At 63.3% G+C, this 19762-nt stretch carries 17 protein-coding genes; 7 read left to right on the top strand and 10 right to left on the bottom strand.

What is annotated here, in order from left to right; genetic code table 11:
• Positions 1 to 249: 249 nt before the first annotated feature.
• Together GIW28_RS30680 and GIW28_RS25580 are read right to left on the bottom strand one after the other, a co-directional pair.
• Entirely contained in the window at positions 250 to 675 is a 426-nt protein-coding gene (locus tag GIW28_RS30680; RefSeq protein ID WP_329606488.1) for a hypothetical protein, read from the bottom strand.
• A gap of 145 nt (positions 676 to 820) precedes the next feature.
• Entirely contained in the window at positions 821 to 1543 is a 723-nt protein-coding gene (locus GIW28_RS25580; RefSeq protein ID WP_236447401.1) for a pirin family protein, read from the bottom strand.
• A gap of 180 nt (positions 1544 to 1723) precedes the next feature.
• Between GIW28_RS25580 and GIW28_RS25575 the strand changes: the two genes are divergently transcribed.
• Entirely contained in the window at positions 1724 to 2674 is a 951-nt protein-coding gene (locus GIW28_RS25575) for a GlxA family transcriptional regulator (RefSeq protein ID WP_017137750.1), read from the top strand.
• Between the two features lie 147 nt (positions 2675 to 2821).
• The gene (locus GIW28_RS25570) at positions 2822 to 4267 is read left to right on the top strand and encodes a winged helix-turn-helix domain-containing protein (RefSeq protein WP_236447402.1); all 1446 of its coding nucleotides are present in this window, start codon (positions 2822 to 2824) and stop codon (positions 4265 to 4267) included.
• Here the strand turns inward: GIW28_RS25570 and GIW28_RS25565 are convergent.
• Positions 4214 to 6976: an ATP-binding protein gene (locus GIW28_RS25565; protein ID WP_236447403.1), complete on the bottom strand. Its 2763-nt coding sequence runs from the start codon at positions 6974 to 6976 to the stop codon at positions 4214 to 4216. The genes GIW28_RS25570 and GIW28_RS25565 overlap by 54 nt on opposite strands.
• Before the next feature lie 57 nt (positions 6977 to 7033).
• Complete coding sequence (locus tag GIW28_RS25560) at positions 7034 to 7432, bottom strand: helix-turn-helix domain-containing protein (protein ID WP_017137753.1); 399 nt, start codon at positions 7430 to 7432, stop codon at positions 7034 to 7036.
• Between the two features lie 204 nt (positions 7433 to 7636).
• On the opposite strand from GIW28_RS25560, the gene GIW28_RS25555 reads away from it, so the two are divergent.
• The 5 genes from GIW28_RS25555 to GIW28_RS25535 all read left to right on the top strand — a co-directional run bounded on the left by GIW28_RS25555 (position 7637) and on the right by GIW28_RS25535 (position 12712).
• Positions 7637 to 8545: a LysR substrate-binding domain-containing protein gene (locus GIW28_RS25555; protein WP_186617428.1), complete on the top strand. Its 909-nt coding sequence runs from the start codon at positions 7637 to 7639 to the stop codon at positions 8543 to 8545.
• 97 nt (positions 8546 to 8642) lie between these two features.
• Positions 8643 to 9233, top strand: coding sequence for an antibiotic biosynthesis monooxygenase (locus GIW28_RS25550; protein ID WP_186617429.1), 591 nt, complete (start codon positions 8643 to 8645; stop codon positions 9231 to 9233).
• On the top strand, positions 9230 to 11068 hold the full coding sequence (locus tag GIW28_RS25545; protein WP_099547767.1) for an amidohydrolase: 1839 nt from the start codon (positions 9230 to 9232) through the stop codon (positions 11066 to 11068). Before GIW28_RS25550 ends, GIW28_RS25545 begins: the two co-directional genes overlap by 4 nt.
• A 28-nt stretch (positions 11069 to 11096) precedes the next feature.
• Positions 11097 to 11714 carry an isochorismate family cysteine hydrolase YcaC gene (gene ycaC / locus GIW28_RS25540; protein WP_017137757.1) on the top strand — a complete coding sequence of 206 codons (618 nt, stop codon included), beginning with the start codon at positions 11097 to 11099 and terminating at the stop codon, positions 11712 to 11714.
• A gap of 116 nt (positions 11715 to 11830) precedes the next feature.
• A complete protein-coding gene (locus GIW28_RS25535; protein WP_176991948.1) occupies positions 11831 to 12712 on the top strand; it encodes a LysR family transcriptional regulator in 882 nt (293 codons plus the stop codon).
• A gap of 139 nt (positions 12713 to 12851) precedes the next feature.
• On the opposite strand, the gene GIW28_RS25530 is transcribed toward GIW28_RS25535, so the two are convergent.
• The 6 genes from GIW28_RS25530 to GIW28_RS25505 form a co-directional block, all read right to left on the bottom strand.
• Positions 12852 to 13799 carry a D-isomer specific 2-hydroxyacid dehydrogenase family protein gene (locus GIW28_RS25530; protein WP_138454135.1) on the bottom strand — a complete coding sequence of 316 codons (948 nt, stop codon included), beginning with the start codon at positions 13797 to 13799 and terminating at the stop codon, positions 12852 to 12854.
• Between the two features lie 13 nt (positions 13800 to 13812).
• A complete protein-coding gene (locus GIW28_RS25525; RefSeq protein WP_236447404.1) occupies positions 13813 to 15069 on the bottom strand; it encodes an acyl-CoA dehydrogenase family protein in 1257 nt (418 codons plus the stop codon).
• Positions 15066 to 16406: an LLM class flavin-dependent oxidoreductase gene (locus GIW28_RS25520; RefSeq protein WP_099547770.1), complete on the bottom strand. Its 1341-nt coding sequence runs from the start codon at positions 16404 to 16406 to the stop codon at positions 15066 to 15068. Before GIW28_RS25520 ends, GIW28_RS25525 begins: the two co-directional genes overlap by 4 nt.
• Positions 16407 to 16420: 14 nt before the next feature.
• The gene (locus GIW28_RS25515) at positions 16421 to 17395 is read right to left on the bottom strand and encodes an ABC transporter substrate-binding protein (RefSeq protein WP_236447405.1); all 975 of its coding nucleotides are present in this window, start codon (positions 17393 to 17395) and stop codon (positions 16421 to 16423) included.
• A gap of 99 nt (positions 17396 to 17494) precedes the next feature.
• A complete protein-coding gene (locus tag GIW28_RS25510) occupies positions 17495 to 19078 on the bottom strand; it encodes a rhodanese-related sulfurtransferase (RefSeq protein ID WP_236447406.1) in 1584 nt (527 codons plus the stop codon).
• Positions 19075 to 19686 (bottom strand): cysteine dioxygenase, encoded by a 612-nt coding sequence (locus tag GIW28_RS25505; RefSeq protein ID WP_017137764.1) that lies wholly within the window; start codon positions 19684 to 19686, stop codon positions 19075 to 19077. Before GIW28_RS25505 ends, GIW28_RS25510 begins: the two co-directional genes overlap by 4 nt.
• Positions 19687 to 19762 lie beyond the last annotated feature (76 nt).

Raw genomic sequence — 19762 nt, 5'->3', positions numbered from 1 at the left:
CAGGCGTGCGGGGTGGGGGTGGGGGAGCGGCGCGGCAGGGGGGGGGCAGATCTTTTTTTTTAGACGGGCGGTGTGGTGGGGTGTCGGGGCGGTGGGGGCACCAGGGCGGGGGATGCTTGGCTCGCCACAACAAGCCTGTTTGCCACAGGCACTGTGTTAACCAGAAGTTGGGTGGGTACATGGCCAGATCGCAGGCGAAAAAAAACCGGCTGATCAGGCCGGTTTGGGGTGCCTCGCCAACAGCGAGGGTTATACGTGGTTGCTCTGCAGACGATCCGAACCACCTTCAGCCAGGCCACGTTCCTGCAGGCGGTCAGCACCGCCTTCAGCCAGGCCGCGTTCCTGCAGGCGATCAGCACCACCTTCACCCAGGCCGCGTTCCTGCAGGCGATCAGCACCGCCTTCAGCCAGGCCGCGTTCCTGCAGGCGATCAGCACCGCCTTCAGCCAGGCCGCGTTCCTGCAGGCGATCAGCACCGCCTTCAGCCAGGCCACGTTCCTGCAAGCGATCAGCGCCACCTTCGGCTATACGGCGTTCCTGCAGACGGTCAGAACCATTTTCGGCTACGTGGTTGCCTTGCAGGCGATCCGCGCCGCCTTCAGCGACAACCGGGTGGGCAAAAGCGTTGGCAGCCAGTACCGAGAAAGCGAGGCTAAGCAAGAGTTGGCGTTTCATGGTGGTGTGCTCCGAGAGTTGTAGTTGGGTGTTGCCGGGTATGGGTTTGATGGTACGCGTTGGATTTTTTAAGAGAACTTCATTGCGCTGATGGTGACTATCGACGCCAGCGATGGCCCGTTGTGGCGGGCCATCGTGCAGGCGCTCAAGGCATCTGCGGCAGTTCCTGAGGGCGCAGGTCAAACACCAGCACCTCGGCGTCTTCGCCCTGGCTCAGGCGGATCTGCCGCTCATTGCACAGCCGTGCGCCATCGCCTTCCTGCAAGCGGTGGCCATTGAGTTCGACGCTGCCGCGGGCCACGTGCACGTACACATGGCGGTCCGCCGGCACGTCCAGGGTTGCGGTTTCGTCGCCGTTGAACAGCCCGGCATACACCCGTGCATCCTGGCGAACGTTGAGCGAGCCATCCGTGCCTTCCGGCGAGATGATCAACTGCAAGCGCCCACGTTTTTGCGCTGCGCTGAAGTGCTCCTGTTGGTAGCGCGGTTCGGCGCCGACCACATTCGGCACAATCCAGATCTGCAGGAAGTGCACGCCATGGCTCTGGCTGTGGTTGAACTCGCTGTGGGCCACGCCGCTGCCGGCGCTCATCAGTTGCACGTCGCCAGGGCGGATCACCGAACCGGTGCCCAGGGTGTCCTTGTGTTCCAGGGCGCCTTCGAGCACATAGGAGAAAATCTCCATGTCCCGATGCGGGTGCTGGCCAAAGCCTTTGCCGGCGGCGACGCGGTCATCGTTGATCACCAGCAGGTCGGAAAAACCCTGCTCCCTGGGATCCCAGTAGTTGGCGAACGAGAAGGTGTGGAACGACTTCAACCAACCGTGATTGGCGGCGCCGCGTTCCGAGGCTTTGCGAAGGGTCAGCATGGTCTTGTCCTCAAGTGAGCGCTGGCTGCGAAATGCAGGGCGCTTGCGTTGAGAAGAAGGTTAATGGTTTTCCAGTGATTCATTAATAAGCTGAAAATTGAATTAATGTCTCATTTTAGTTGACAGTTTCAAGCGTGCCATAATGCCGTCCCGACTCCCGTTACGATGGACTTGCTCTTGATGAAAACTGTGGCCATGGCGCTGTTTCCAGACTTCCTGCTGCTCGATATGGCCGGGCCGCTGGAGGTGTTTTCCATAGCCAATCGCTACTTGCCGGCGTCGGAGCATTATCGGATCCTGACGATCGGTACCGAGCCCGGTCCGCTGCGCGCCTCCAATGGCGTGCACGTGCATGCCGACCTGCAACTGGCGCATGCCGATGAGGCCTACGACCTTCTGCTGGTGCCCGGCGGGCCTGGCGCTTATAACGAATGCCATCCGGCTCTGCTGCCTTGGCTGCGGGCCGCAGCGCCTCGGGCACGGCGCTTCGGTTCGATCTGCACCGGCGCCTTTGTGCTGGGGCACGCCGGGCTGCTCGACGGCCACCGCGTCACCACGCACTGGCACTACACCGACCGCCTGATCAAAGGCTTTCCCAAGGCCACCGTCGAAACCGATCGCATTTACTTGCAGGATGGCCGCTTGATTACCTCCGGCGGGGTCACTGCCGGCATCGACCTGGCGCTGTCGATCATCGCCCAGGACCATGGCCGGCAGGTGGCGGTCGACGTCGCCAAGGTGCTGCTGGTGGTGATGAAACGCCAGGGCGGGCAGGCTCAGTTCAGCCCGATGACCGCCGCCGTCGCGCCGCTGGAAACCCCGATCACCCGCGTGCAGAACCAGGTGCTGGCGCAGTTGGATCAGCCATTGAGCATCGTGTCCATGGCCGCGCTGGCGGGCATGAGCGCGCGCCATTTTGCGCGGCTGTTCGCCAAAGAGGTGGGCATGACGCCCATGGCCTTTGTGCAAGGCGCGCGTATCGACCGTGCCCGGCACCTGCTGGAAAGCACAGACCTGCCACTCAAGACCGTGGCTTTCCGCGCAGGGTTCGGCAGCGTGCGGCATATGCGCTTTCTGTTCAGTGAAAAACTCGGCCTTAACCCCACGCAGTACCGACAACAGTTCAGTTGACGCCGAAATGTCCGTCTGGCTGCCCTGATTGTCCGTGTCGCTCCCTGCGCCAGCATTGTCCTGTCACGCATAGCTGGCAAGATAGCCCCAGGCCCCTTGAAAGGAGGCGCAGGCGCCCAAGGCCGGGTGTTCCAGCGCTGTCAGCAGATGAACAATGCACACTCGGTGAGCTTCGGCCCCTATACCTTTCATCGCGATCAACGTCTGGTCAGCAAGACCGGCCAGCCGGTGCCATTGGGTGGGCGTGCGCTGGATATCCTCGCGATACTGTTGGAGACGCCGGGGCAATTTGTCAGCAAGGACACCTTGATCGGCCGGGTCTGGCCGAGCAGCGTGGTGGAAGAAAGTAATTTGCGCGTGCACATCGCAGCCCTGCGTCGTGCGCTGGACGGACAACGCTATATCCTCAATGAACCGCAACGCGGCTACTGCTTCGTGGCGCCGTCACCGGTGCCGTCACCGCGGCTTCGGCACAATCTGGCCGCACGGCTCAGCCCAGTGATCGGCCGCGACGAACTGCTGGGCAGCCTGGTGAGACGCCTGGGCGGCCAACGGCTGATGATGCTCACCGGCTGCGCCGGCATCGGCAAGAGCACCCTGGCACTGGCGCTGGCCGAACGGGTGTTGCCGCGTTATCGCGATGGCGTGTGGTGGCTGGACCTGGCAACTGTGCAGGCGCCGAACCGGTTGCTGGACTACCTGAGCGAAACCCTGCACCTCCACCCCTGTGTCGGCGCCCATGCACTGTGCGAGCAATTGGCCGCCCGGCAACTGTTGCTGGTGCTCGATAATGCCGATTTGTTGCTGGGCGCCTGCCGTCATCTGGTGCATACACTGCAAGCCAAAGCGCCTCAGGTGAGCGTGCTGCTGACCAGCCGCGAAACCTTGCAGGTGCCCGGCGAATGGGTGCACCACGTGCCACGGCTGGCGCTGCCGACGTCGGCTGACCGGGGCGGTGTCGAGCAGGCCATGCTGTATCCGGCCCTGCAATTGTTTGTGGCGCGGGTGCGTGCCGGTCAGCAGGGATTTGTGCTGCGGTCTGAGGACCTGGCGCCGTTGTGCGATATCTGCCGGCGTCTGGACGGCATCCCGCTGGCGCTGGAACTGGCGGCGGCCCAGGTTGAAGCCCTGGGAATACGCGGGTTGCAAAAGCAGTTACACAACGGCGTGCAAGTGTTAAGGCGTGGCCGACGCACGGCGGTCGAGCGCCATCAGTCGCTGACGGCGGCGCTGGATTGGACGTATCAACGCCTGAGCCTGCCGCAGCGTTGGCTGTTCCTGCAATTGGCGCTGTTCAAAAGCGCGGTGACGTTGCCAGCCTTGACCGAACTGGTGGCCGGCACTGAACTTGCGCACGCCGACCTGGCTTACCTGCTGGCACGCCTGGTCGCGACGTCTTCCCTGGTGGTCGAGCCCGGCCCCGGCCCGCGGCGCTATCGGCTGCTCAACAGTGTGCGCAGCTACGCCCTGGCGCAGCTGCGTGACCCGTTGCAGGTGGCGCGTTTGCAGCAGGGCTATGGGCATTATCTGGGGCCATTTTCAGGCCGGCCGTTTGTCCTGCAACTGGTCGAGCAGGCTGCGCACGCGGACTAGATCCTGGGTGGCATAGCCTTCGGTAAATTGCCCGTAGACCGAATTCAACAGCTCACGTGCTGCCCGCACACGGCCCTGGCTTTGCCACAGGCAAGCCAGTGAGGTCGCGCAGCGCAACTGCCAGGCCAGTGCGCCTTGCTCGTGCGCCAAGCCCAATGCCTCCAGCAGCAGCGATTCGCGCGCGCGCAGGTCGGGCAGGGCCTCGGCGCGCACCCTGAGAATCTCGGCCGTGCACCAACCGGCCGCGCCGTTTCTGGCGCGCTCAAATACCGTGTCATCTACCTGCGCGGCATTGAAGGTCACCAGTATGTCCTGAACCAGGCCCAGGCCTTGCAATGTCGCATGGGGTGCGGTGCCCTCGTAATGCCGCGCCCAGGTATGAAACAACTGCACCGAATGTTTCTGTGAGTGTTCCAGCAGCAGCGCCAGCAGCGCGTGCGCCGTGCCGCTGCCACCGTTGTAGTGGGCAATCGGTACGCTGGCCAGGGCCAGGGTGTAGCAGATAGAGGTGCCGTGGTTGATCTGCAACGCCAGCTCCAGCGCCTGGTTTGCCATTCGTGCGGCCCGCTCTGGAAACCCGCGCAGCCACAGGATGCGCGCCAGCACCGTCAGCGACGCCACACTCTGGTCGTATTGCACGCCAAAGCCATGGGTGAAACGGTTGAGATGGCCGCTGTGGGCCATGCGCTGTAGTACTTGTTCGGCATTGTGCAGGGCCAGGACCTGGTTGCCCGCGAAATGCTGGGCCAGTACCCGTAAGCGCTGGGCACTCAAATCCAGCAGCGGATCGGTGCGCGGGTCGAGGCGGTCGAACTGCATGCTCTGCTCCAGCGCCTCACGGTAGCGGCCAGCACACAGGTTGACCGCCATGTGCCCGGAGACGGCTCGCAACTGGCCCCCATTATCTTGGAGCGCTTGCGCCAGGCGCCGGGCCGCCACAAACGCAGCGATGGTCTGCGGTGCGCCGCCCAAGGCGTGATAGGACAGGCTGCCCAGGGCCAGTTGCAGTTGCATGGTCAACTGCGTGCAGGGCGCGCCCGATTGCGGCATCAGCGCCAGGGCCTGGTCTACGTACAGCCCATGTTCGCGCAGCAGCGACAACTCCTGCCACAAGGGCATGGCGCTGACCGTCAGGCGAATGCCCAGCAGGTGCGCGCCGTGTTCGCCCAAGCCCCAGTCGAGGGCGGCGCGAATGTCCTCGCGCAACGGCGCATAACGGTTGATCCACAGCTCGGTGGCAGTGAATTCCCAGTCTTCCCGCGCCTGGTCCATCAGCGCCAGACAGCGCGCCGCATGGCGTTCGCGTGTGCTGTCGAGTTCAGCTGCGTGGTCGAGCTTTTCCAGGGCATAGCTGCGGGTGACATCCAGCAGACGATAGACCATGTCATCATCGCCGGCCTCGACGTTGAGCAGCGACTTGGCCACCAGTTGGGTGATCGAACCCAGCACTTCGGCCGGTGCGATCTGCTCCCCGGCGATCACCGCCGCCGCGCTTGCCAGGCTGAACCCGCCGCGAAACACCGCGAGGCGGCGCAGACAGATCTGTTCGCACGCGGTGAGCAGGTTAAAACTCCAATCCAGCGTGGCGCGCAAGGTTTGCTGGCGGGGCAGGTCGCTGCGCAGGCCACGGTTGAGCAGGCGCAGATTGTCCTCCATCTGCACCAGCAAACCCGGCAAGCCGAAGCGTTCGATCTGCGTGGCGACCAATTCGATTGCCAGGGGAATGCCGTCCAGGCGCTTGCAGATCTCGATCGCCAGGGGCAGTTGCGCCTCGCTGAGCTCAAAACTGTCCTGGTGCGACATGGCACGCTCGATCAGCAGTTGCAAGGCCGGGTAGCCGAGGGCCTGGGCGCGGTTGCCGGTGGCGGGTGGGCAGGCCAGCGGCTCCAGGCGTTGCACGTACTCGCCCTCGGCGCGCAGGGCTTCGCGGCTGGTGGCCAAAATGTGCAGGTGTGGCAGGTGACGCAGCAATGTTTCGCTGATCAGCGCGATGTCGTCCAGCAGGTGTTCGCAGTTGTCGATCACCAGCAGCAACTGCCGCGCGTGCAGGCTTCGGGCCAAGGTCAGCAGCGGGTCATGTTCGGTGGGTGCGAGGTGGAGCAGGGCGGCCAGGTTGGGCAGGATCATTGACGGCGCGCTGAGCGGCGCCAGATCCAGCAGGTGAATACCGTCGCGGTAATGGCCGATCAATAATTCCGCCACACGCAGCGCCACGGTGGTCTTGCCGATACCGCCCGCGCCGGTCAGGGTGATGAAACGTTGCTGCGGCAGTTGCTGCACCAGTGCGTCGATCAACACTTGGCGGCCAATCATCCGCGTACGGCGCAGCGGCAGGTTATGGCCCTGGTTGTGGGGAATACCGTCGATGGCGGTGGTCATCGGTTCAATGCTCAGGGGGGCGACAAAGCTGTAACCGCGCTGGGCGACGGTGACGATATAGCGCTGCCCGGCCTGGCCATCGCCCAGGGCCTTGCGCAATGCGGCCATATGCACACGCAGGTTGCCGTCTTCGACCACCGTTTTGGGCCATACCCGCGTGATCAGTTCCTGCTTGCTCACCACATTGCCGGCGTGCTCCAGCAAAATCAGCAAGATTTCTAGCGCGCGTCGGCTCAGGCGCAAGGGGCGGCCAGCCTCCAGCACCAGGCGCTGGCGCGGGTGGACACGGTAGGGACCGAAATGCACGGCCTGGTCGTTGAGGTCACGCATAGTGGCCCCTGTTCAGGAAAAGAGTTTGGCCAGCATATTCCAGGCCGGTGCAGACCACTAGGCTGCAATCACCTGTGATTTTTGACGGATGTGGTGACTTCGCCAGGTCATCGGGTTCACGCCCTCGCTGCGCGTGAACATATGGCAGAAGTGCGCCTGGTCGCAGAAGCCGCATTCGACGCTGATCTGGGTCAGGCTCAGGGACGATCCGGTGATCAGTTCCTTGGCCCGCTGAATGCGTTGTTGGCGAATCCACTCCTGGGGCGACAGCCCGGTGGTGCACTTGAACGCACGGGAAAAATGGCTGCGCGACAGCGCACAGGCCTGCGCCAAGTCGGCAATTGCCAGGCTTTCGCCGAGGTTGGCGAGGATCAGTTGCTTGGCAACTCGCTCGCGCCGGGGGCACAAGCCACCGGTGACGCCAAGGCGAGGGGCACAGTCATCAAGTCGGGCCATGACAAATATCCGTAGTCGATGGGAGCGTTCCCGGTGAATGGATGCAGTGTAGACCGCTGTATTTTTGGCGCCGGGCCGTCTGGCTGGCGAGTTAATCGTTGTTAATTTCGCCAGGTGCGCGCCCGGAAAAGACAGCACAGGCATGCAATCGTCGATCCGTGCGACATGCTTACCTGACGGCCTGATAACCGTTTGGATACCGCCATGAACCGCAACGACCTGCGCCGCGTCGACATGAACCTGTTGGTGATTTTCGAGGCGCTGATGTTCGAGAAGAACCTGACCCGGGTCGCCGAAAAACTCTTCATGGGCCAGCCGGCCGTGAGTGCCGCGCTCGGGCGCCTGCGCGACTTGTTCGACGACCCATTGCTGCTGCGCAACGGGCGCGGCATGGAGCCCACGCCACGGGCGGTGGCGATACTCAAGGAGCTGCAACCGGCGATGGACACCATTTCAGGCGCGGTCAGCCGCGCCAAGGATTTCGACCCTTCCACCAGCTGCGCGGTGTTTCGTATCGGCCTGTCCGATGATGCCGAGTTCGGTCTGTTCCCGCCGTTGCTCAGCCAGCTGCGCGAAGAGGCACCGGGGATCATCGTGGTGGTACGCCGCGCCAATTACCTGTTGATGTCTTCGTTGCTGGCCAGTGGCGAGATTTCCGTGGGCGTCAGCTACACCACCGAACTGCCGGCCAATGCCAAGCGCAAGAAGCTGCGGGACATTCCCTGCAAGGTGCTGCGCGGCGACGACGGCGCGGCGCCGTTGACGCTGGATGACTACTGCACGCGGCCCCACGCGATGGTGTCGTTCTCGGGGGACTTGAGCGGCAATATCGACCTTGACCTGGCGCGCATCGGCCGGGCGCGCAGGGTGGTGCTGGCGGTACCCCAGTTCAGCGGCTTGCGCGCACTGTTGGCAGGCACGCAGATCATTGCGACGGTGCCCGACTACGCCGCCTGTGCCTTGACCGAAGGCACGGTGCTGCGCGCCGAGGACCCGCCGTTCGCGATTGAAGCCTCGGAATTGTCGATGGTCTGGAGCGGCGTGCATGACAACGACCCGGCGGAGCGCTGGTTGCGCTCGCGCATCAGTGAGCATATGGCGCGTATGGCGTGAGCGCGCCAGGCGAAACAGCACAAACATCCAATTCCGGCCCCCCGTTCCCCGCCAGACTCCCCCCATCGCTCAACTCTCCAGGGGGGAATCACACCGTATGGACTCGACACCTGAAACCAGCCCCGACGAAGTCGTCACCCTGGTCGTCAAACACCTGATCAAGGCCGGCCGTGAAGCCGATTACGAGGCCTGGTTGCGGCGCATCGTACGCATCGCCGGCGAGCGCCCCGGCCACCTCGGTGTGGATGTGGTGCGCGGCAAGCAGGGCGGGCAAGCACTGTTTACCTGCGTCTTGCGCTATCGCTCCACCGACGCGCTGCAACGCTGGCTCGACTCCCCCGAACGCCAGGCGCTGATCGCTGAAGCGGCGCCGATGCTGGCCGACGGCGACAAAACCGAAATCGGTGCGGCTAATGAGTTCTGGTTCGCGCCACTGGCCGACAGCGCCGCCAAACCGCCGCGCTGGAAGCAGGCGGTGGTCAGCCTGTGCGTGATTCTGCCGCAAACCCTGCTGCTGCCGTTTATCTGGGGGCCGATCCTGCGTCTGCACCCGTTCCTGTCCAACTATGTGGTTTCCACTTTTTTGGTGACCCTGACCATTGTGTTGCTGGTGGTTTACCTGCTGATGCCGGCCGCCACCCGCCTGTTCGCTCCCTGGCTTGAAGCCTCTGTAAAGGACACCCTATGAACGCCGATCTGATTCTGTTCAATGGCCAGTTCCACACCGTGGACCGCGAAAACCCACGGGCCACTGCGGTCGCAATCCACAAGGGCCGCTTTGTCGCGGTCGGCACCGACGGCGAGGCCATGGCCCTGCGCGGCAGCGGCACCCAGGTCATCGACCTCAAGGGCCGCACCGTGATCCCCGGCCTTAACGACTCGCACTTGCACCTGATCCGTGGCGGGCTGAACTACAACCTTGAACTGCGCTGGGAAGGCGTGCCGTCACTGGCCGATGCGTTGCGCATGCTCAAGGATCAAGCCGATCGCACGCCGACGCCGCAATGGGTGCGTGTGGTGGGGGGCTGGAACGAATTCCAGTTCGCCGAAAAACGCATGCCGACCCTGGAAGAGTTGAATCAGGCCGCGCCAGATACGCCGGTGTTCGTGCTGCACCTGTATGACCGTGCCTTGCTCAACCGCGCCGCCCTGCGCGTGGCCGGTTACACCAAGGACACGCCGAACCCGCCGGGCGGCGAGATTGTGCGCGACAGCAACGGCAACCCCACCGGCATGCTGGTGGCGCGTCCCAACGCGATGATCTTGTATGCAACCCTGGCCAAGGGCCCGAAACTGCCGCTCGAATACCAGGTCAATTCGACCCGCCAGTTCATGCGTGAACTCAATCGCCTGGGCCTCACCAGCGCCATCGACGCCGGCGGTGGTTTCCAGAACTACCCCGATGACTACGCGGTCATTGAACAACTGGCCAAGGACCAACAGCTGACGGTGCGCATCGCCTACAACCTGTTCACGCAAAAGCCCAAGGAAGAACTCAGCGACTTCAAGCACTGGACCGGCAGCGTCACCCTGCACCAGGGCGACGATTACCTGCGCCACAACGGCGCAGGCGAGATGCTGGTGTTTTCGGCGGCGGACTTCGAAGATTTCCTTGAGCCACGCCCCGACCTGCCGTTGACCATGGAGCAGGAACTGGAACCGGTGGTGCGCCATTTGGTTGAGCAGCGCTGGCCGTTCCGGCTGCACGCCACGTACGACGAATCCATCTCGCGCATGCTCGATGTGTTCGAGAAGGTCAACCGCGACATTCCGTTCAATGGTCTGCCGTGGTTCTTCGACCACGCCGAAACCATTACGCCGAAAAACATCGAGCGCGTCCGGGCCCTGGGCGGGGGTATCGCGATCCAGGACCGCATGGCGTTCCAGGGCGAATATTTTGTCGAGCGCTACGGCGCCAAGGCCGCCGAAGCCACGCCACCGATCAAGCGCATGCTGGCCGAAGGCGTGCCGGTAGGGGCGGGCACCGACGCCACGCGGGTCTCGAGCTACAACCCCTGGACTTCGCTGTACTGGATGGTCAGCGGCCGCACCGTCGGCGGCCTGGAGCTGCACGCCGAAGGCCTGCCGCGCCTCACCGCGCTGGAGTTGTTCACCCACGGCAGCGCCTGGTTCTCCTCGGAGCAGGGCAAGAAGGGCCAGATCAAGGTCGGCCAGTTGGCGGATGTGGCGGCACTCTCGGCGGACTTCTTCAGCGTCGATGAAGAAGCCATCAAATGGATCGAGTCGGTACTGACCGTGGTCGGCGGCAAGGTGGTGTACGGCGCCGGCGACTTCGAAGATTTCGCCCCGCCCCAAGTACCGGTGCTGCCGGACTGGTCGCCGGTGGTCAAGGTGCCGGGGCACTGGCGCCCAGGTTCACCGGTGCAAGCTCAAGTACACCACTGCAGCGGACCGTGCGGCGTGCATGCCCACGGCCATGAAAAAGCGCGGCTTTCCAGCGTACCGGTCAGCGATTTCCAGGGTTTCTGGGGCGCGTTTGGTTGCTCGTGCTTTGCCTTCTGATTTTAAAAACACCCAAAGGAGTTCACCCATGACTTACAAGCGCTTGAACAAAGATGACGCCGTTGTATTGCTGGTCGATCACCAGACCGGCCTGATTTCCCTGGTGCAAGACTTCTCTCCGAACGAGTTCAAGAACAACGTGTTGGCCCTGGCCGACGTGGCCAAGTTCTTCAACCTGCCGACCATCCTCACCACCAGTTTTGAAAGTGGCCCTAACGGTCCGTTGGTTCCGGAACTCAAGGCGCTGTTCCCGGACGCGCCTTACATCGCCCGCCCTGGCCAGATCAACGCGTGGGACAACGAAGATTTCGTCAAGGCCGTCAAGGCCACCGGCCGCAAGCAGATCATCATTGCCGGCGTGGTAACGGATGTGTGCGTCGCGTTCCCGACCCTGTGCGCCCTCGCTGAAGGCTTTGAGGTGTTCGTGGTGACCGACGCCTCGGGTACCTTCAACGAAACCGTGCAACAAGCCGCTTGGGCACGCATGACGGCCGCCGGCGCACAATTGGTGAACTGGTTCTCTGTCGCCTGTGAACTGCAAGTTGACTGGCGCAACGACATGGAAGGCCTGGCCAATCTGCTGTCGCCGCGCATTCCGAACTACCGTAACCTGATGAACAGCTACTCGGCGTTTACGGCCAAGTAAGCTGCGTTTGAAGGGGTAGATCATCCCTGTAGGAGGGGGTAAGCCCCTCCTGCATTTGATTGTGTCGTAGCGGCTGACAGGCTATAAACCAGCCAAATGTCCACCGAGAAGCGACAATGAACCCCTTCGAAGACATGCGCCTGTTTTGCCAGGTCATGGAGTCCGGCAGCTTCACCGCCGCGGCCGAGCAATTGGGCTTGTCCAAACAATTCGTCAGCCGCCGTCTGATCCAGCTGGAAGACCGTTTGGGCGTACGCCTGCTCAACCGCTCCACGCGTCGGCTGGACGTCACGCCACTGGGCCAGAGTTATTACGAATCCGCTTTGCGCCTGCTCGGTGAAGTCGAGCAAGTGGAGCAGGGCATTGCCGGCCAGAACAGCGAACCGCGGGGCACGATTCGGCTCAGCGCGCCGTTGTCGTTTGCCATGGCCCATCTGGGCTGCCTGTTGCCGCAGTTCCTGCAACGCCACCCGCAGGTGTCGGTGGAAGTCGACTTGAGTGATCGCCCGGTGGACCTGATCGGCGAGGGCTACGACCTGGTCTTGCGCATCGGCACGCTGGAAGACTCAACCCTGATTGCCCGGCGCATCGCCAGTGTGCAGCGAGTGTATTGCGCCAGCCCTGATTACCTCGCCGCCAAGGGTACGCCGCTCAGGCCTGAAGACCTGGCCGACCACGACTGCCTGCCCTACGGCCATGGCCGCCAAGTGCAATGGCGCTTCAAAGGCAAGTTGCAGGCGCTCAGCGTCAGTGGACGAATGCGCGTAAACAATGGCGAGTTGCTGCGCGACACTGCGATCGCCGGGTTGGGCGTCACTTATTTGCCGACCTTTATCGTCGCCGAGGCCTTGAAGGACGGGCGCTTGGTAACCCTGTTGGACGACTTCGCCCCCGAGGCCCTGACCTTGTCGGCGGTGTACCCACAGCACCGGCAAAGTTCGCGGCCAGTGCAGGCGCTGGTGGAGTTTTTGCGCGAACGCCTGGCCAGCGGTTGCTGACCCACACGCATCTATTGTGAAGACTGGCTTATGTGGGAGCTGGCTTGCCTGCGATAGCATCACCTTGGTGTGACTGACACACCGAGGTGACTGCATCGCAGGCAAGCCAGCTCCCACACAAGCCAGCTCCCACACATATTCAAGGGGCGACAAGATTGGCCAACGTTGAACCTTGCACATACCGCTGCAGATTCGCCAGGAACGTGTCGGCAATCTCCTGCTGGCTGTTGGTCGAAATCGCCGAGGTATGCGGCGACAACCGCACCCGCGCATGGCTGTACAACGGGTGGCCCTGCGGCAGTGGCTCCGGCTCGGTCACATCCAGCGAGGCCAGGCCGATCTGACCGTTATCCAGGGCTTCCAGCAGGGCCTCCTGATCCAGCAAACCACCGCGCGCAATATTGATCAGGTGCAATCCCGGCTTGGCGCTGCCGAGCACATCGCGGTCGACAATATGCCGCGTGGCCTCGGTGAGCGGCGCCGCCAGCACCAGGTGGTCGGCGCGGGCAAACAGGTCGTGGATGTCCTTGGCGGCCTCAACATGGTCCACCTCAAAGGGTGCCTGGCTCTGGCGCAGCGCAACCACGTTGATCCCCAAGGCCTGGGCTTTTTGCGCCAGGCTCTTGCCGATCGCACCAAAGCCGAGAATGCCCAATGTGCTGCCCTTGAGCGGGCGCAGCGCGGTGAATGTCCACTGGGCATCCTTCACCCAGATAGCCGGCAAATGCTTTGCCGCCGCAAAGATCGCCGCCAGGGCGAACTCGGCAAGGTTATCGGCGGCGCTGCCCCGTGAGGTGGTTACCGGCGGGCCGTTGAACAGCCACTGCGGGTAGAAGTCGATGCCCGACGACACCAGGTGTACCCACTGCGCGCCATACGGCCAGCCCGGCGGCGGAGTATCGGGCGCGGTGTAGCCGCGCACATTGATAGGGCGCAGCAGCAGTATATTGGCTTGCGGCGGCAGGTCGCTGGGCACACCGGCAGGCACGCCGATCACCTGGGCATGGGGGTGGATCGAGGCAAGGCGTTCGCGCAATACCTGGTTGTAATCTTCGTCCAGCTGGCTGGCGATAATCACCTGACTCATGAGCGTTCCTTATTCATTGTTGCGCACGTTGAGCGAACACTGCTTTACCCACACCTTGCAGCACCGCGTCGTTCTGCGGCGTATGCACGCGGCTGCACAGCACGTCGCGGTAATGCCGTTGCAGCGGGCTATGGCGCGACAGGCCAGGGTTGCCCGAGGCTTCGATGGCAAGCTCCACGGCGCGGATCGCATTGCCGGTCACCAGGTATTTAAGCTGCGCCGCATTGGCGGCTGGCGTGTGGCCCTGGGCGGCGGCCTCGAGCAGGCTGCGGTTGGCAAACAGCAGGGTGTCGATATGGCCGACGGTTTCCTGAAAACGCGGCAAGCTCGACAGCGCGGCGCCGAGGTTGGACGGCTTGCGCTGCTCCAGCCAGTTCACCAGCCAGTCCCGCGCCGCCTGGGCCACGGCGTCGTACACCGACGACAGCAGCACCGACATCCACAGGAACCCCTCGCCATCCAGCTCAGGTTGCGGTGCGCTCCAGGGGCTGACGCTGACGGCGTGGTCCAGCGGCACCAGGACGTTATCGAGCACCACTTCGTGGCTGCAGGTGGCGCGCATGCCCAGGTGGTCCCAGGTGTCGATGATGCTCACGCCGGGGCTGTTTTTCGGCACCAGCCAGGCGCCCACCAGCGGGTCGGCATCATCACTGCGCGCCCACACGCTGAACCAGCTCAGGCCGTGGCTGCCGGTGGAATAAATCTTGCGGCCGCTGATGCGCCAGCCGTCAGCGGTGCGCACCGCCGTGGTCGCCGGCAGCCCGCCACGGGCCGGGGTGCCCAGGTCAGGTTCGACGCGCAGCGCGTTGATCAACGCTCCGTTGCGCACGGCGTCTTCGGCGACTTGTACGCGCAGGTGCTGCGGCCAGGTTTTGCTGTCTTGCAGGCGTGTGTGTTGCAGGTACTGCATCACCAGAATCAGCGCGGTAGACGGCTCGCCCCTGGCAATCGCGCTGATGGCCTTGCGCGCCTGCGCCAAGCTGGCGCCACCCCCACCCAGGGCCTTGGGCACGGTGAGGGCGACCAGGCCATGTTCATGCAGCCGCTTGAAGTTGGCGTGGGGGAAGGCGCCGCTTTCGTCATACAGGTGCGCGCTGCTGGCCAGCTCGGCACTGAGGCGTTCGAGCAGGGCGTCGAATTGCGCCGGCCCGTGTGGGAGCTGGCTTGCCTGCGAAGGCGGTGTATCAGCCACCCGCAATGCAGGCCCAGAGACCGCTATCGCAGGCAAGCCAGCTCCCACATTGGCTAATCGGTTGAGAGGCTCACTCATGCCAGCGCTTCCTGTTGCACTTCAACTTCGCTGTACCGATTGGTCGGCACCTCCAGCCCCAGGTTGTCGCGCAAGGTCTGGCCGCTGTATTCGCTGCGAAACAGCCCGCGTTGTTGCAGCACCGGCACCACCAGTTCGGTGAAGTACTGCAAGCCATCGGGCAGTAACGAGTTGATGATGAAGCCGTCGCTGGCGCCGGACTCGAACCAGGTTTGGATGGCATCGGCAACCTGCTCCGGAGTGCCGACAAACTCGCGCTTGGGCCGCGAAAAACGCAAGGCCACTTCGCGCAGGGTCAGGCCTTCGTCCCTGGCCAGTTGCTTGATACGGTCAGAACCGCCTTTCTGGCTGTTGCTGCCCAGGTCGCCAAGCTCCGGGAACGGTGCGTCCAGCGGGTATTGGCTGAAATCGTGGTCGTTGAACGGGCGGCCCAGCGCCACAATCGCATCTTCGACGGTGACCAGGTCCACGGCCTGCTGATAGCGGCTTTCCACCTCGGCAGCATCGCGCCCGACAATCGGACGAATGCCCGGCAAAATCGACAGGCTGCCCGCATCACGGCCAAAACCCTTGGCGCGGCGTTTTAAATCAGCCGAGTACGCCTTGGCTTCTTCGAGTGTCTCCACATGCACAAAAATCGCATCGGAATGCTCGGCGGCAAAGTTGCGCCCATCTTCAGAGGTGCCCGCCTGGAAAATCACCGGCTGGCCCTGACGCGAGCGGGCGATGTTCAGCGGGCCTTTGACCGAGAAAAACTCGCCCTTGTGGTTCAGCGCATGCAGCTTCTCGGGGGTGAAAAACTCGCCGCTCTGCTTGTTGTAGGCAAAGGCGTCGTCTTCCCAGGAATCCCACAGGCCCTTGACCACGTTCAAGTGCTCCTTGGCGATGCGGTAGCGTACGGCGTGGGGCGGGTGCTCGGCTTTGCCGAAGTTGTCGGCGGTGCCGCTCAGCCAGGAGGTGACCACGTTCCAGCCGGCGCGGCCGCCGCTGATATGGTCCAAAGAGGCGAACTGGCGCGCCACCTGGTAGGGCTCGGTGTAGCTGACGGTCACGGTGGCGACCAGGCCGATGTGGGTGGTCAACGCGGCAAGGGCCGAGAGAAGGGTCAGCGGCTCGAAACGGTTGAGGTAGTGCGGGCTGGATTTGGCGTGAATGTGCAGGCTGTCGGCGATAAACACGAAGTCGAACTTGGCCGCTTCGGCCAGCTCGGTTTGTTGTTTATAGAAGCCAAAGTTCGTACTCGCATTCGGTTGCGCCTGCGGATGGCGCCATTCGCCCCAGCCGTGACCGACACCGTGGACCATAGCGCCCAGTTTCAGATGACGTGGCGTGCTCATGTGCGGCTCCTTGCTTAGCGCGATGCTTGGGAAGTGGGAAAACGTTCGGCGTTAAAGCTGGTGTCGAAACCCTGGGACACGTCGATGCGCTTGGGCAACAGGCCTTCTTGTTGATAGGTGTCGGCGGTGGCTTGCAAGCCCTTGATCACGCTGTCGTCAATCACCACGGGGTTCAGTTGCGTGTCTTTGGCCACCTCCAGGTGCACCGCCAATGGCAGGCCGGTAATTTTGGCTTGGGCGGCAGCGTAGGCATCCGGGTGCGTATTGGCCCAGGCGTAGGCACGGTCGACGCGGGCCACGAAGTCATCCAGTTGCGGGCGTTTGTTGGCGATGGCCTGGCTGGTGGCGGCGAAATACAGGTGGTTGCTCAACAACTGTTTGCCGCTGACCAGGACGCGGGCGTGGCTTTGTGAGGTGATCACCGTGGTGTAGGGATCCCATGTCGCCCAGGCATCGACGGTGCCGTTATCGAGTACCAGCCGGGATTCAGCGGGCAGCAGGAAAATGAATTGCACATCCCTGCTCGTCAGGCCTGCGCTGGCCAAGGCCCGGATCGCCAGGTAGTGCCCGATGGAGCCGCGTCCGGTGACAATTTTTTTGCCCTTGAGGTCGGCGGCCGTCTTGATCGGCGAGTCCTTGGGCACCACCAGGGCGGTGGTGTTGCGCCCTTCGGCGTGGATGATGCTGACCACCTTGAGCGCGGCACCGGCGCCCAAGGCGAACACATACGGCGCGTCGCCGAGGGCGCCAATGTCGACGGCGCCCGCGTTCAGGGCTTCGCCCAGCGGCGAGGCGGAAGGGAACTCCGACCACTGGATTTGATAGGGCACGTTGTTGGTTTCGCCAGAGGCTTCCAGCAATGCCTTGATCGTGGATTTCTGGTTGGCCACGCGTAGCGGTTGCAGATCGGCGGCGTGTGCAGTGCTGATCAGGCCGAGGGCCAGGGCGCTGCTCAGCAGCAGGTGTTTGAAGGGCGTGCTAAAGACCATGATGGATAAATCCGAGGCAAATTGAAAAGGTGTGGGTTACCTCCGCCTGGCAAGGGGTCGGTGCGGCCTGCCCCGGTGTGGGGCAGGCGTGAAGGTGGTTCAGATCACGTAGAAACCGTGGGTACCATCGCGTGCCAGTTGGTCGACCAGGCCGAATTCCCAGTCCAGATATGCCTGCATGGCTTCTTTCGGGCTGTCGGTGCCTTCGTACGGGCGGCGATAGCGGTCGATACGCGGTGACGCGAGATGGGTTTCGCCTTCTTCCAGCGGCAGTTTTTCGGCGATCCAGTTAAGCGTGCCCCCTTGCAACAGGAACACCGGCTTGCCGGTGATGGCTTCGACGTCGGCGACCGCCAGGCGCGCCAGTTGGCTGGTGCCGCAGGTCAGCACATAACGTTCGGCAGGCGGCACCTTGGCCAGGGCGTTGGCCAATTGCGCACGCAAGACCCAGAAGGCACCGGGGATATGGCGTTTGACGTAGTTGGCGCTGGGGGTGAAATCCAGCACCGCCGTGTCGCCATGGGGCAGCCACTCGGCCAGGGTGTGGGGGCTGATCAGTTCGGCCTGCAAGGGTGCCGGCACCGGCGCTACCCAGGCGCCTTGTTCGCTGAAGTTCGCTGGTTGCAGGTCGTCCAGCACGTACACCTCCCAGCCCAATTGCGCGAGCCATGAGGCGGACATGTTCGCCCGCACGCCGTCGTCATCGGCCAGCACCAGGCGCGCGCCGCGCACGCTGGCCACATGGTCGGTTTCCTGCACCAGCTGGCCGCCGGGTGTGGAGCGCGCGCCCGGCAAATGGCCGGCTTCGAATTCCTCCGGCGTGCGCACATCGAACAGGTAGGTGGTGCGGGTCGGCTCCTGCTGCCAGCGTTGCAGGTCGTTAAGTGTGGCGCGGCCGACGCGTGCTTTGTCGGCGACGCGGCGTGCGTCTGCGGCGGCGATTTGACGGTGTTCTTCCGATGTCGGCGCAAAGCGGCGCGCTTGGCCATGGGCGAGTTTCTGCCCGGCCAGGGTCCAGCCGATGGTGCCGTTGCGCAGTGCCGACACCGGGTTGGCGATGCCTGAGTTGATCAGCGACTGCGTGCCGATAATGCTGCGGGTGCGCCCGGCGCAGTTGACGATGATACGGGTGGCCGGGTCCGGTGCCAGTTCACGGGCGCGCAGCACCAGTTCGGCACCCGGCACACTGATGCCGGTAGGAATGCTCATGGTCTGGTATTCGTCGAAGCGGCGCGCGTCGAGCACCACCACATCGGCCTGGCTGTCGAGCAGCGCCTGCACTTCTTCGGCGGCCAAGGAGGGCGTGTGGCGCTCGCTCTCAACCAACTCGCCGAAGGCTTTGCTCGGTACGTTGACGTCGATAAACAGCTCGCCACCGGCACGGCGCCAACCGTCCAGGCTACCTTCGAGCAAGCTGACCTGGGTGTAGCCCAACGCAACCAGGCGTGCGGCGGCACGTTCGGCCAACCCTTCGCCATTGTCATAGACCGTCACTTGGGTATCGCGACGGGGAATGCGCGCATACACCTCCAGCTCCAGCTTGGACAGCGGGATATTCGCAGCGAACAGCGGGTGCGACTCGGCAAAGGGCGCTTCTTCGCGCACGTCGACCAAGGCGACTTCTTCACGGTCCAACAGGGCCTGGCGAATCTGGGCGAAGCTGCGGTTCGATACGGTGGTCATAGGGCAGGGCTCTTTTCTTTGGACAAATCCCAGATGTTCGGGAGGTAGGCGTTGGAATAACCGGAGATAAACAGTTTCTCGCTGCCGTCGGGCTGATACACCGCACGGCGCACGGCACCAATATTGGCGCCGTACACGTGAATACTGATCGACACCTGGTCGCTGTGGGCATTGCTGACCTGATGGATATCGCCGATTTTGGGCGACACCGCCTCAACCTGGCCGGGCAGCAGTTGAACCGGTGTGCCTTCGGCCACCAGGCTGCCATCGGGCGCACGCTCAAAACCCTGGGAGAACTCCGCACCACGCAACATGCCGATCAGGCCCCACACCCGATGGTCGTGAATCGGCGTGCGCTGGCCCGGCCCCCAGACAAAGCTGACGATGCTGAAACGCTGGCGCGAATCGGCATGCAGCAAAAATTGCTGGTAGCGCTCGGGATCCGGTTGGGCGTACTCGTCGGGCAGCCAGTCGTCATGGCTGACCAGTTGCGCCAACAGCTTGCCGCCACGGTGCAACAGGTCGCCTTCGCGCGGGTTGCCGTCGATCAGTTCCGCCAGGGCGCCTATAAAGGCTCTGAGTCTTTCGGGGTGTCGGGACTGGGTCATGGCAATTCCATCATGGCGGTTATGGGGATGGCTTGATGGGTTTATATAAGCATAATGTTTATAGTTAATATGCTAT

The organism is Pseudomonas sp. PA-5-4B, assembly GCF_021606215.1.
GTDB lineage: Bacteria > Pseudomonadota > Gammaproteobacteria > Pseudomonadales > Pseudomonadaceae > Aquipseudomonas > Aquipseudomonas edaphica.
The sequence above is the reverse complement of the archived record's forward strand: the minus strand, read 5'-3'. Positions and strand labels throughout refer to the sequence as shown.

Bases quoted from the DNA above. Each gene is read 5' to 3' on its own strand.
- GIW28_RS25525 (WP_236447404.1), bottom strand. From the start codon at position 15,069: ATGAGTGAGCCTCTCAACCGATTAGCCAATGTGGGAGCTGGCTTGCCT.
- GIW28_RS25535 (WP_176991948.1), top strand. From the start codon at position 11,831: ATGAACCCCTTCGAAGACATGCGCCTGTTTTGCCAGGTCATGGAGTCC.
- GIW28_RS25570 (WP_236447402.1), top strand. From the start codon at position 2,822: ATGAACAATGCACACTCGGTGAGCTTCGGCCCCTATACCTTTCATCGC.
- GIW28_RS25550 (WP_186617429.1), top strand. From the start codon at position 8,643: ATGGACTCGACACCTGAAACCAGCCCCGACGAAGTCGTCACCCTGGTC.
- GIW28_RS25545 (WP_099547767.1), top strand. From the start codon at position 9,230: ATGAACGCCGATCTGATTCTGTTCAATGGCCAGTTCCACACCGTGGAC.
- GIW28_RS25510 (WP_236447406.1), bottom strand. From the start codon at position 19,078: ATGACCACCGTATCGAACCGCAGCTTCGCCCAGATTCGCCAGGCCCTG.
- GIW28_RS25555 (WP_186617428.1), top strand. From the start codon at position 7,637: ATGAACCGCAACGACCTGCGCCGCGTCGACATGAACCTGTTGGTGATT.
- GIW28_RS25580 (WP_236447401.1), bottom strand. From the start codon at position 1,543: ATGCTGACCCTTCGCAAAGCCTCGGAACGCGGCGCCGCCAATCACGGT.
- ycaC (WP_017137757.1), top strand. From the start codon at position 11,097: ATGACTTACAAGCGCTTGAACAAAGATGACGCCGTTGTATTGCTGGTC.
- GIW28_RS25520 (WP_099547770.1), bottom strand. From the start codon at position 16,406: ATGAGCACGCCACGTCATCTGAAACTGGGCGCTATGGTCCACGGTGTC.
- GIW28_RS25515 (WP_236447405.1), bottom strand. From the start codon at position 17,395: ATGGTCTTTAGCACGCCCTTCAAACACCTGCTGCTGAGCAGCGCCCTG.
- GIW28_RS25560 (WP_017137753.1), bottom strand. From the start codon at position 7,432: ATGGCCCGACTTGATGACTGTGCCCCTCGCCTTGGCGTCACCGGTGGC.
- GIW28_RS30680 (WP_329606488.1), bottom strand. From the start codon at position 675: ATGAAACGCCAACTCTTGCTTAGCCTCGCTTTCTCGGTACTGGCTGCC.
- GIW28_RS25505 (WP_017137764.1), bottom strand. From the start codon at position 19,686: ATGACCCAGTCCCGACACCCCGAAAGACTCAGAGCCTTTATAGGCGCC.
- GIW28_RS25530 (WP_138454135.1), bottom strand. From the start codon at position 13,799: ATGAGTCAGGTGATTATCGCCAGCCAGCTGGACGAAGATTACAACCAG.
- GIW28_RS25565 (WP_236447403.1), bottom strand. From the start codon at position 6,976: ATGCGTGACCTCAACGACCAGGCCGTGCATTTCGGTCCCTACCGTGTC.
- GIW28_RS25575 (WP_017137750.1), top strand. From the start codon at position 1,724: ATGAAAACTGTGGCCATGGCGCTGTTTCCAGACTTCCTGCTGCTCGAT.